The organism is Mesorhizobium sp. CAU 1741 (assembly GCF_039839275.1).
Lineage (GTDB): Bacteria > Pseudomonadota > Alphaproteobacteria > Rhizobiales > Rhizobiaceae > Aerobium.
In genome coordinates this window covers 1,435,799-1,444,939 of the sequence record NZ_JBDOQP010000001.1, presented here as the reverse complement: position 1 = coordinate 1,444,939, position 9,141 = coordinate 1,435,799, and the positions used below count along the sequence as shown (strand labels likewise).

General features: G+C 62.1%; 19 protein-coding genes and 1 pseudogene. All 20 read left to right on the top strand.

Annotation, left to right across the window (positions count from 1 at the left end):
- Nucleotides 1–122: pseudogene (locus tag AAFN84_RS06895) on the top strand (elongation factor Tu); the annotation flags it as partial.
- A gap of 68 nt (nucleotides 123–190) precedes the next feature.
- Nucleotides 191–499, top strand: a complete 309-nt coding sequence (rpsJ, locus tag AAFN84_RS06890) for a 30S ribosomal protein S10 (RefSeq protein ID WP_007066362.1) — start codon at nucleotides 191–193, stop codon at nucleotides 497–499.
- A 107-nt stretch (nucleotides 500–606) separates the two neighbouring features.
- The gene (gene rplC, locus AAFN84_RS06885) at nucleotides 607–1,338 is read left to right on the top strand and encodes a 50S ribosomal protein L3 (RefSeq protein ID WP_347513749.1); all 732 of its coding nucleotides are present in this window, start codon (nucleotides 607–609) and stop codon (nucleotides 1,336–1,338) included.
- Complete coding sequence (gene rplD, locus AAFN84_RS06880; RefSeq protein ID WP_347513748.1) at nucleotides 1,338–1,958, top strand: 50S ribosomal protein L4; 621 nt, start codon at nucleotides 1,338–1,340, stop codon at nucleotides 1,956–1,958. The genes rplC and rplD overlap by 1 nt, the downstream gene beginning before the upstream one ends.
- The gene (locus AAFN84_RS06875; protein ID WP_347513747.1) at nucleotides 1,955–2,248 is read left to right on the top strand and encodes a 50S ribosomal protein L23; all 294 of its coding nucleotides are present in this window, start codon (nucleotides 1,955–1,957) and stop codon (nucleotides 2,246–2,248) included. The genes rplD and AAFN84_RS06875 overlap by 4 nt, the downstream gene beginning before the upstream one ends.
- A gap of 11 nt (nucleotides 2,249–2,259) precedes the next feature.
- Nucleotides 2,260–3,093 carry a 50S ribosomal protein L2 gene (gene rplB, locus AAFN84_RS06870; RefSeq protein ID WP_347513746.1) on the top strand — a complete coding sequence of 278 codons (834 nt, stop codon included), beginning with the start codon at nucleotides 2,260–2,262 and terminating at the stop codon, nucleotides 3,091–3,093.
- Nucleotides 3,094–3,108: 15 nt separating this feature from the next.
- On the top strand, nucleotides 3,109–3,387 hold the full coding sequence (gene rpsS, locus AAFN84_RS06865) for a 30S ribosomal protein S19 (protein WP_347513745.1): 279 nt from the start codon (nucleotides 3,109–3,111) through the stop codon (nucleotides 3,385–3,387).
- Nucleotides 3,388–3,389: 2 nt separating this feature from the next.
- Nucleotides 3,390–3,779: a 50S ribosomal protein L22 gene (gene rplV / locus AAFN84_RS06860; RefSeq protein ID WP_347513744.1), complete on the top strand. Its 390-nt coding sequence runs from the start codon at nucleotides 3,390–3,392 to the stop codon at nucleotides 3,777–3,779.
- Nucleotides 3,779–4,486, top strand: coding sequence for a 30S ribosomal protein S3 (rpsC, locus tag AAFN84_RS06855; protein WP_347513743.1), 708 nt, complete (start codon nucleotides 3,779–3,781; stop codon nucleotides 4,484–4,486). Before rplV ends, rpsC begins: the two co-directional genes overlap by 1 nt.
- A gap of 27 nt (nucleotides 4,487–4,513) precedes the next feature.
- Nucleotides 4,514–4,927, top strand: coding sequence for a 50S ribosomal protein L16 (rplP, locus tag AAFN84_RS06850; protein ID WP_347513742.1), 414 nt, complete (start codon nucleotides 4,514–4,516; stop codon nucleotides 4,925–4,927).
- 14 nt (nucleotides 4,928–4,941) lie between these two features.
- Nucleotides 4,942–5,142: a 50S ribosomal protein L29 gene (gene rpmC, locus AAFN84_RS06845; protein ID WP_347513741.1), complete on the top strand. Its 201-nt coding sequence runs from the start codon at nucleotides 4,942–4,944 to the stop codon at nucleotides 5,140–5,142.
- 11 nt (nucleotides 5,143–5,153) lie between these two features.
- A complete protein-coding gene (gene rpsQ, locus AAFN84_RS06840) occupies nucleotides 5,154–5,414 on the top strand; it encodes a 30S ribosomal protein S17 (protein WP_347513740.1) in 261 nt (86 codons plus the stop codon).
- A gap of 61 nt (nucleotides 5,415–5,475) precedes the next feature.
- Nucleotides 5,476–5,844 (top strand): 50S ribosomal protein L14, encoded by a 369-nt coding sequence (gene rplN / locus AAFN84_RS06835; protein ID WP_006205457.1) that lies wholly within the window; start codon nucleotides 5,476–5,478, stop codon nucleotides 5,842–5,844.
- Between the two features lie 13 nt (nucleotides 5,845–5,857).
- A complete protein-coding gene (rplX, locus tag AAFN84_RS06830; RefSeq protein WP_347513739.1) occupies nucleotides 5,858–6,172 on the top strand; it encodes a 50S ribosomal protein L24 in 315 nt (104 codons plus the stop codon).
- Entirely contained in the window at nucleotides 6,165–6,722 is a 558-nt protein-coding gene (gene rplE, locus AAFN84_RS06825; RefSeq protein ID WP_347513738.1) for a 50S ribosomal protein L5, read from the top strand. The genes rplX and rplE overlap by 8 nt, the downstream gene beginning before the upstream one ends.
- Nucleotides 6,723–6,746: 24 nt before the next feature.
- Complete coding sequence (gene rpsN, locus AAFN84_RS06820; RefSeq protein ID WP_347513737.1) at nucleotides 6,747–7,052, top strand: 30S ribosomal protein S14; 306 nt, start codon at nucleotides 6,747–6,749, stop codon at nucleotides 7,050–7,052.
- A 12-nt stretch (nucleotides 7,053–7,064) separates the two neighbouring features.
- Entirely contained in the window at nucleotides 7,065–7,463 is a 399-nt protein-coding gene (gene rpsH / locus AAFN84_RS06815; RefSeq protein ID WP_347513736.1) for a 30S ribosomal protein S8, read from the top strand.
- A gap of 42 nt (nucleotides 7,464–7,505) precedes the next feature.
- Nucleotides 7,506–8,039: a 50S ribosomal protein L6 gene (rplF, locus tag AAFN84_RS06810; protein ID WP_347513735.1), complete on the top strand. Its 534-nt coding sequence runs from the start codon at nucleotides 7,506–7,508 to the stop codon at nucleotides 8,037–8,039.
- 86 nt (nucleotides 8,040–8,125) lie between these two features.
- Nucleotides 8,126–8,485, top strand: a complete 360-nt coding sequence (gene rplR / locus AAFN84_RS06805) for a 50S ribosomal protein L18 (protein WP_347513734.1) — start codon at nucleotides 8,126–8,128, stop codon at nucleotides 8,483–8,485.
- 76 nt (nucleotides 8,486–8,561) lie between these two features.
- On the top strand, nucleotides 8,562–9,131 hold the full coding sequence (gene rpsE / locus AAFN84_RS06800) for a 30S ribosomal protein S5 (RefSeq protein WP_347513733.1): 570 nt from the start codon (nucleotides 8,562–8,564) through the stop codon (nucleotides 9,129–9,131).
- Nucleotides 9,132–9,141 lie beyond the last annotated feature (10 nt).

Here is a 9,141-nt window from a genome sequence, read left to right as displayed (position 1 = left end):
ACAACGTGACGGTGGACGTGACGCTGATCGTGCCGATCGCGATGGAAGAGAAGCTGCGCTTCGCCATCCGTGAAGGCGGCCGCACCGTCGGCGCCGGCATCGTCGCCTCGATCACCGAATAAGAAGATCAACAGGGTCTGTCGCGGGCGCAGTTTGCCCGCGTCCGCGGAAGACTGAAGGAATTGACGCAATGAACGGCCAGAACATCCGCATTCGCCTCAAGGCGTTTGACCATCGGGTGCTTGATGCGTCGACGCGCGAAATCGTGTCGACTGCAAAACGCACCGGGGCCAACGTACGTGGACCCATCCCGCTGCCGACGCGGATCGAGAAATTCACCGTCAACCGCTCGCCGCACATCGACAAGAAGAGCCGCGAGCAGTTCGAGATGCGCACCCACAAGCGCCTCCTGGACATCGTTGACCCGACACCGCAGACGGTGGACGCGCTGATGAAGCTCGACCTTGCCGCAGGCGTCGACGTCGAGATCAAGCTCTAGGAGCTGGAACACGAGCCGGCCGGGAACGCCCCGAATGGCTCCTCTGAAGGAACAAGAGGCAGGAAGGGGCTTTGGCCCCGACCGGGAACTCTGAAGGAAAACAACCGATGCGTTCAGGTGTTATCGCACAGAAAATCGGGATGACGCGCGTCTACAACGACGCTGGCGAGCATGTGCCGGTCACGGTTCTCCGCATGGAGAACTGCCAGGTCGTTGCTCAGCGCACCCAGGAGAAGAATGGCTACACGGCGGTCCAGTTGGGCGTCGGTCTTGCCAAGGTCAAGAACACGTCGAAGGCGCTGCGCGGACATTTCGCGACCGCTTCCGTCGAACCGAAGGCCAAGCTCGCGGAGTTCCGCGTGTCGCCGGAAAACCTGATCGACGTCGGATCGGAGATCACTGTCGAGCATTTCGTCGCCGGCCAGAAGGTCGACGTGACGGGCACCTCGATCGGTAAGGGTTTCCAGGGCGTCATGAAGCGCCACAATTTCGGTGGCGGCCGCGCGTCCCATGGTAACTCGGTGTCTCACCGTGCCCACGGCTCGACCGGCCAGCGCCAGGATCCGGGCAAGGTGTTCAAGGGCAAGAAGATGGCCGGTCACATGGGTTCGACCCGCGTGACGACGCAGAATGTCGAGGTCGTTTCGACCGACACGGACCGCGGCCTGATCCTGATCCGCGGCGCCGTCCCGGGCTCGAAGGGCGCATGGATCATGGTGCGCGACGCGGTGAAGTTCCCGCTTCCGGACAATGCGCCGAAGCCGGGCGGCATCCGCGCAGGCAAGAAGCAAGAAGCTCCGGCGGCCGAGACCGCTCCGGCGACTGAGGGAGCCGAATAATGGACATCAAGATCACCACCCTGTCGGGCAAGGCCGCCGGCGAGGTGAAGCTCTCCGACGAGATCTTCGGCCTCGACCCGCGCGAGGATATCCTCCAGCGCGTGGTTCGCTGGCAGCTCGCCAAGAAGCAGCAGGGCACGCACAAGGCCAAGGGTCGCGCGGAAATCGCGCGTACCGGCGCCAAGATGTACAAGCAGAAGGGTACGGGCCGCGCCCGTCACCACTCGGCGCGTGCACCGCAGTTCCGTGGCGGCGGCAAGGCCCACGGCCCCGTGGTTCGCAGCCATGAGCACGCTCTTCCCAAGAAGGTGCGCGCACTGGGCCTCAAGCATGCGCTCTCGGCCAAGGCCAGGACGTCCAGCCTGATCATCGTCGACGATCTGGTGATGAATGATGTCAAGACCAAGGGTCTGGTCGCGGACTTCGCCAAGCTCGGCCTGATCAACGCGCTCGTCATCGGCGGCGCGGAGCTCGACCAGAACTTCAAGCGCGCTGCTTCGAACATTCCGAACATCGACGTGCTGCCGATCCAGGGCATCAACGTCTACGACATTCTGCGCCGTGGCACGCTCGTGCTTTCCAAGGCTGCAGTCGAGGCTCTGGAGGAGCGGTTCAAATGACTGATCTTCGCCACTATGACGTAATCGTCTCGCCGGCGATCACCGAGAAGTCGACAATGGCGTCGGAATTCAACCAGGTGGTCTTCAACGTCGCCCGCAAGGCGACCAAGCCGGAGATCAAGGCTGCTGTCGAGGCGCTGTTCGGCGTCAAGGTGACTGCCGTGAATACGCTCCTGCGCAAAGGCAAGGTGAAGCGGTTCCGCGGCACCATCGGCCGCCAGAGCGATGTGAAGAAGGCTGTCGTGACGTTGGCCGAAGGCCAGTCTATCGACGTCGCGACCGGACTGTAAGGAACGGAACGATGGCACTGAAGAAATTCAACCCGATTACGCCTGGCACGCGCCAGCTCGTGATCGTCGACCGTTCCGGCCTCTACAAGGGCAAGCCGGTCAAGGGTCTGACGGAAGGCCTCACCAAGAAGGGCGGACGCAACAACTACGGTCGCGTCACCGCTCGCTTCATCGGTGGTGGTCACAAGCGTTCGTACCGCGTCATCGACTTCAAGCGTCGCAAGTTCGACGTGTCGGCGACGGTCGAGCGCATCGAGTACGATCCGAACCGCACGGCGTTCATCGCGCTGATCAAGTATGATGATGGCGAACTGTCCTACATCCTGGCGCCGCAGCGCCTGGCTGCCGGCGACAAGGTCATCGCGGGCGAAAGCGTCGATGTGAAGCCGGGCAATGCGATGCCGCTGGGTGCGATGCCGATCGGCACGATCATCCACAATGTCGAGCTGAAGCCCGGCAAGGGTGGACAGGTCGCACGCTCCGCCGGCGCATACGCTCAGTTGGTGGGCCGCGACCAGGGCATGGCGATCCTGCGCCTGAATTCGGGCGAGCAGCGCATCGTGCACGGTTCGTGCATCGCGACCGTCGGCGCCGTGTCCAATGCGGATCACGGCAACATCAACGACGGCAAGGCAGGCCGCACCCGCTGGCGCGGCAAGCGTCCGCACAATCGCGGCGTCACCATGAACCCGGTCGACCACCCGCACGGCGGTGGCGAAGGCCGCACCTCCGGTGGTCGTCACCCGGTTTCCCCATGGGGCAAGCCGACCAAGGGCAAGCGGACCCGGTCCAACAAGGCGACCGACAAGTTCATCATGCGCTCGCGCCATCAGCGCAAGAGCTAAGGAAAGGTGTAGGACGTGACTCGTTCAGTCTGGAAAGGCCCGTTCATCGACGGCTATCTGCTCAAGAAGACGGATAAGGTACGTGAGGGCGGCCGTAACGAGGTGATCAAGATGTGGAGCCGTCGCTCCACCATCCTGCCGCAGTTTGTCGGCCTCACCTTCGGTGTCTACAATGGTCAGAAGCACATCCCGGTCAACGTGACCGAGGAAATGGTCGGCCACAAGTTTGGTGAGTTCTCGCCCACCCGTACCTATTACGGCCATGGCGCGGACAAGAAGGCAAAGAGGAAGTAACGATGGGCAAGGCCAAAGCTCCGCGCAGGCTCGCCGACAACGAGGCGCGCGCCGTTCTGCGCACGATCCGCGTCAGCCCGCAGAAGCTGAACCTGGTTGCCGCCATGATCCGCGGCAAGAAGGTCGGCACCGCGCTGGCAGATCTCGAATTCTCGCGCAAGCGCATTGCCGGTACCGTCAGGAAGACGCTGGAATCGGCGATTGCGAATGCGGAGAACAACCACGACCTGGACGTGGATGCGCTGGTTGTGGCCGAGGCCTATGTCGGCAAGTCGATCGTCATGAAGCGGTTCCATGCCCGCGGACGCGGTCGCGCCAGCCGCATCGAGAAGCCGTTCTCGCATCTGACGATCGTCGTCCGCGAAGTTGAAGAGAAAGTGGAGGCCGCATAATGGGTCAGAAAATCAACCCGATCGGTTTTCGGCTTGGCATCAACCGGACCTGGGATTCGCGCTGGTATGCAAACACCGGCGAGTACGGCAAGCTGCTGCACGAAGATCTGAAGATCCGCGAATATCTGGAGAAGGAGCTCAAGCAGGCTGCCGTCTCCAAGATCGTGATCGAACGTCCCCACAAGAAGTGCCGCGTGACCATTCACGCAGCACGTCCGGGCCTGATCATCGGCAAGAAGGGCGCTGACATCGACAAGCTTCGCAAGAAGCTGACCGACATGACCAAGGTCGACACGCACCTCAACATCGTCGAGGTCCGCAAGCCCGAGATCGATGCCAAGCTGGTCGCCCAGTCCATCGCTCAGCAGCTCGAGCGTCGCGTTGCCTTCCGTCGCGCCATGAAGCGCGCCGTTCAGTCGGCGATGCGCCTGGGCGCCGAGGGTATCCGCATCAATTGCGGTGGCCGTCTCGGTGGCGCGGAAATCGCGCGCATGGAATGGTACCGTGAAGGTCGCGTGCCGCTGCATACGCTGCGTGCCGACGTCGACTACGGCACCGCCGAGGCCCAGACTGCCTATGGCATCTGCGGCGTCAAGGTTTGGGTGTTCAAGGGCGAGATCCTCGAGCACGATCCGATGGCATCCGAGCGCAAGGCGATCGAGGGTGATCAGTCGGGTGGTGGTCCGCGCCGTCGCGAAAACGCCTGAGAAGCATAGGAATTTTGGAGAAGAACGATGCTGCAGCCAAAGCGCACAAAGTTCCGCAAGCAGTTCAAGGGACGCATTCACGGCGCAGCCAAGGGCGGCACCGACTTGAACTTCGGCGGCTATGGCCTTAAAGCACTCGAACCGAATCGCGTGACTGCGCGTGAGATCGAAGCGGCCCGCCGCGCGATCACCCGCCAGATGAAGCGTCAGGGCCGCGTGTGGATCCGGGTTTTCCCCGACCTGCCAGTCACCTCGAAGCCGACCGAAGTTCGCATGGGTAAGGGCAAGGGCTCCGTCGATTTCTGGGCGGCCCGTGTCAAGCCTGGCCGTGTGATGTTCGAGATCGACGGCGTGACCGAGGAGATTGCGCGCGAGGCCCTGCGTCTTGGCGCGGCGAAGCTTTCGGTGCGCACCCGCTTCGTGCAGCGCATCGCTGAATAGGAAGGGTACTTGAGATGAAAGCCTCCGACGCGAGGGTCAAGACCCTCGACGAACTGAACGACGACCTGGCTTCCTTGAAGAAGGAGCAGTTCAACCTGCGCTTCCAGAAGGCGACAGGCCAGCTCGAGAAAACCGCGCGCGTCAAGCAGGTCCGCAAGGACATAGCGCGCATCAAGACGATTGCGGCGGAGAAATCCGCCGCCAAGAAGGCTTAAGGACGAAGAATATGCCGAAGCGCATCATGCAGGGCACTGTCGTCAGCGACAAGAACGACAAGACGGTTGTCGTCAAGATCGAGCGCCGCTTCACCCATCCGGTGATGAAGAAGACCGTTCGTCAGACCAAGCGCTACAAGGCGCATGACGAGAACAACACCTGCAAGGTGGGCGACTTCGTCTTCATCCAGGAATCGGCTCCGATCTCCAGGGAAAAGCGCTGGGTCGTGATTCAGAATCAGACCCAGGAGCAGTCGGCGCAAGCCGAATAACAAGTTGGACAGCCGGGCGGAGCGGTCGCTCTGCCGGAATTAAAGAAGAAGGCGGCCAGTCATGATTCAGATGCAAACAAACCTCGACGTGGCGGATAATTCCGGCGCACGTCGTGTCATGTGCATCAAGGTGCTGGGCGGCTCGAAGCGGAAGTATGCCTCGGTCGGCGACATCATCGTCGTCTCGATCAAGGAAGCCATTCCGCGGGGCCGCGTTAAGAAGGGTGATGTGATGAAGGCGGTCGTCGTACGCACCGCCAAGGACATCCGTCGCCCGGACGGCAGCGTGATCCGTTTCGACAAGAACGCAGCCGTTCTCGTCGACAACAAGAAAGAGCCGATCGGCACTCGTATCTTCGGACCGGTTCCGCGCGAACTCCGCGCCAAGAACCACATGAAGATCATCTCGCTCGCGCCTGAAGTGCTCTAAGGAGGCCGGTGACATGAACAAGATTCGCAAAGGCGACAAGGTCGTCGTGCTGGCCGGCAAGGACAAGGGCCGTACCGGTGAAGTGCTTCGGGTTATGCCGAAGGACGACAAGGCCATCGTGCGCGGGATCAACATGATCGTGCGTCACCAGCGCCAGTCGCAGACGCAGGAAGGTGGGCTGATCCGCAAGGAAGCAGCCATTCACCTGTCCAATATCGCAGTCGCCGACCCGAAGGACGGCAAGACGCCGACCCGCGTCGGCTTCGAGGTCCGTGACGGCAAGAAGGTTCGCGTCGCGAAGCGCTCGGGAGAAGTCATCAATGGCTGACCAGAAGTATGAGCCCAGGCTCAAGAAGCTCTACAACGAGACGATCCGCAAGGCGCTCCAGGAGCAGTTCAACTACGACAACGAGATGCAGATTCCGCGTCTCGACAAGGTCGTGATCAACATGGGCGTTGGCGAGGCGACGGCGGATTCCAAGAAGCCGACCATCGCCGCCGAAGACCTTGCCCAGATCGCCGGCCAGAAGGCCGTCGTGACACGTGCGCGCAATTCGATCGCCGGCTTCAAGGTTCGCGAGAACATGCCGATCGGCGCGAAGGTCACGCTTCGCAAGGACCGCATGTATGACTTCGTGGACCGCCTGGTCACGATCGCGCTGCCGCGCGTTCGCGACTTCCGCGGCCTCAACGCAAAGAGCTTCGATGGCCGTGGCAATTTCGCCATGGGCGTCAAGGAACACATCGTGTTCCCCGAGATCAACTACGACAAGGTCGATCAGATTTGGGGAATGGACATCATCGTTTGTACGACTGCGAAGACGGACGACGAGGCACGGGCTCTGCTCAAGGCCTTGAACTTCCCCTTCCGCCAGTAACGGCAGCGAACAAAGGAATCTGAAATGGCAAAGACCAGCTCAGTCGAAAAGAACGAGAAGCGGCGCAAGCTCGCCGGTCAGTATGCTGCCAAGCGGGCAGCGCTGAAGGCGATCATCATGGACCAGTCCAAGCCGATCGAGGAGCGCTTCCGCGCCCAGCTCAAGCTGGCTGCGCTGCCGCGCAATTCCGCGAAGGTCCGCATCCGCAACCGTTGCGAAGTTACCGGCCGCCCGCGCGCCTACTACCGCAAGCTCAGGATGAGCCGTATTGCGCTGCGCGAACTCGGCAATAACGGCCTGGTTCCCGGGCTCGTGAAGTCAAGCTGGTAAGGAGGACGACAAATGTCCCTTAGTGATCCTCTCGGCGATATGCTGACCCGCATCCGCAACGCCTATGGCCGCCGCAAGACGAAGGTCTCCACGCCTGCATCGAGCCTGCGCGCCCGCGTTCTCGAAGTGCTCAAGGCTGAAGGCTACATCCGTGACTATGCCAAGGTCGACTACGAAGATGGCAAGTCGGAGCTCGAGATCGAGCTGAAGTACTACGAAGGCACTCCGGTCATCCGCGAGATCGCCCGCGTGTCGAAGCCCGGCCGCCGCGTCTATGTTTCGGTCAAGTCGATCCCGTCGGTGGCCAACGGCCTCGGCATTTCCATCCTGTCGACGCCGAAGGGCGTGATGGCCGATCATCAGGCCCGCGAGCAGAATGTGGGCGGCGAAGTGCTCTGCCAGGTATTCTGATAGAGCCGGCTGACAGAACAAGAAAGAACGAGGACACAGATCATGTCTCGTATTGGTAAGAAACCCGTTCCGGTCCCGCAGGGCGTCACCGCCGATGTGAGCGGCCAGACCGTCACCGCCAAGGGCCCCAAGGGCGAGCTGAAGTTCGTCGTCAACGACGAGGTTCTGGTCAAGCTCGAAGACGGCGAGATCTCGGTCACGCCGCGCGACGAGTCGAAAGAGGCTCGCTCCAAGTGGGGCATGTCGCGTACGCAGATCGAGAACATCCTGCGTGGCGTGAAGGACGGCTTCGAGAAGAAGCTAGAGATCAACGGCGTCGGCTATCGTGCCGCGCTGCAGGGCAAGAACCTGCAGCTCGCCCTTGGCTTCAGCCACGACGTCGTCTATCAGACGCCGGAGGGCATCTCGATTACCGTGCCGAAGCCGACCGAGATCGTCGTCAACGGCATCGACAAGCAGGCCGTCGGCCAGGTGGCCGCCGAGATCCGCAAATATCGCGGCCCCGAGCCCTACAAGGGCAAGGGCGTGAAGTATGCCGGCGAGCGGATTGTCCGCAAGGAAGGCAAGAAGAAGTAAGATCGCAACGCCACGGGGCATGGTCGCGGGAAGCCTCGCTTACCGCACACGGCCAGCCCCGTTTTTCAAGGCAAGGAAGATTGGCCATGGCCACCAAGGTATCCATTCAGCGCCGCGCCGCGCGCGTGCGTCGTCAGATCAAGAAAGTTGCAGGCGAGCGTCCGCGTCTTTCCGTCCACCGCTCCTCGAAGCACATCTACGCACAGGTCATCGACGATGCGAACGGCCACACGCTGGCTGCCGCGTCGACGCTCGAGAAGGACCTGAAGGGTTCGCTCAAGACCGGTGCTGACTCTGCTGCCGCTGCAGCCGTCGGCAAGCTGCTTGCCGAACGCGCCACCAAGGCCGGCGTGAAGGAAGTCGTGTTCGATCGCGGCGCCTACATCTATCACGGCCGCGTCAAGGCGCTCGCCGAGGCGGCACGCGAAGGCGGCCTCAGCTTCTGATTTTTCGCCGCCTGCACGCTGAGCCGGGCAGGCATCCTCCAATCCGTGCTACCGGAAAAGAATAAGGACCAGGGCAATGGCACAGGAACGTAGGGAAGGCGGTCGCGATCGTAATCGTGACCGCGATGAGCGCGACGACGGTTTCGTCGACAAGCTCGTTCATATCAATCGCGTCGCCAAGGTGGTGAAGGGCGGCCGTCGCTTCGGCTTCGCCGCGCTCGTCGTCGTGGGCGACCAGAAGGGCCGCGTCGGCTTCGGCCACGGCAAGGCGCGCGAAGTGCCGGAGGCGATCCGCAAGGCGACCGAAAGCGCCAAGCGTGAGCTGATCTTCGTGCCGCTGCGTGGCGGCCGTACGCTGCACCACGACGTCGAGGGCCGTCATGGCGCCGGACGCGTGCTGCTGCGCGCTGCGAAGGCAGGTACCGGCATCATCGCCGGCGGCCCGATGCGCGCCGTCTTCGAGACGCTCGGTGTCCATGATGTCGTCGCCAAGTCGATGGGGTCTTCCAACCCCTACAACATGGTGCGCGCCACGTTCGATGCGCTGAAGAGCCAGATGCATCCGAAGGACATCGCAGCCCAGCGCGGCATCAAGTACGCTGCCCTGCAGGCGCGTCGTGGCGCTGCCGTTTCGGCTGACGAATAGGGATTGCGAC

Bases quoted from the DNA above. Each gene is read 5' to 3' on its own strand.
- rpsJ (WP_007066362.1), top strand. From the start codon at position 191: ATGAACGGCCAGAACATCCGCATTCGCCTCAAGGCGTTTGACCATCGG.
- rplC (WP_347513749.1), top strand. From the start codon at position 607: ATGCGTTCAGGTGTTATCGCACAGAAAATCGGGATGACGCGCGTCTAC.
- rplD (WP_347513748.1), top strand. From the start codon at position 1,338: ATGGACATCAAGATCACCACCCTGTCGGGCAAGGCCGCCGGCGAGGTG.
- AAFN84_RS06875 (WP_347513747.1), top strand. From the start codon at position 1,955: ATGACTGATCTTCGCCACTATGACGTAATCGTCTCGCCGGCGATCACC.
- rplB (WP_347513746.1), top strand. From the start codon at position 2,260: ATGGCACTGAAGAAATTCAACCCGATTACGCCTGGCACGCGCCAGCTC.
- rplV (WP_347513744.1), top strand. From the start codon at position 3,390: ATGGGCAAGGCCAAAGCTCCGCGCAGGCTCGCCGACAACGAGGCGCGC.
- rpsC (WP_347513743.1), top strand. From the start codon at position 3,779: ATGGGTCAGAAAATCAACCCGATCGGTTTTCGGCTTGGCATCAACCGG.
- rplP (WP_347513742.1), top strand. From the start codon at position 4,514: ATGCTGCAGCCAAAGCGCACAAAGTTCCGCAAGCAGTTCAAGGGACGC.
- rpmC (WP_347513741.1), top strand. From the start codon at position 4,942: ATGAAAGCCTCCGACGCGAGGGTCAAGACCCTCGACGAACTGAACGAC.
- rpsQ (WP_347513740.1), top strand. From the start codon at position 5,154: ATGCCGAAGCGCATCATGCAGGGCACTGTCGTCAGCGACAAGAACGAC.
- rplN (WP_006205457.1), top strand. From the start codon at position 5,476: ATGATTCAGATGCAAACAAACCTCGACGTGGCGGATAATTCCGGCGCA.
- rplX (WP_347513739.1), top strand. From the start codon at position 5,858: ATGAACAAGATTCGCAAAGGCGACAAGGTCGTCGTGCTGGCCGGCAAG.
- rplE (WP_347513738.1), top strand. From the start codon at position 6,165: ATGGCTGACCAGAAGTATGAGCCCAGGCTCAAGAAGCTCTACAACGAG.
- rpsN (WP_347513737.1), top strand. From the start codon at position 6,747: ATGGCAAAGACCAGCTCAGTCGAAAAGAACGAGAAGCGGCGCAAGCTC.
- rpsH (WP_347513736.1), top strand. From the start codon at position 7,065: ATGTCCCTTAGTGATCCTCTCGGCGATATGCTGACCCGCATCCGCAAC.
- rplF (WP_347513735.1), top strand. From the start codon at position 7,506: ATGTCTCGTATTGGTAAGAAACCCGTTCCGGTCCCGCAGGGCGTCACC.
- rplR (WP_347513734.1), top strand. From the start codon at position 8,126: ATGGCCACCAAGGTATCCATTCAGCGCCGCGCCGCGCGCGTGCGTCGT.
- rpsE (WP_347513733.1), top strand. From the start codon at position 8,562: ATGGCACAGGAACGTAGGGAAGGCGGTCGCGATCGTAATCGTGACCGC.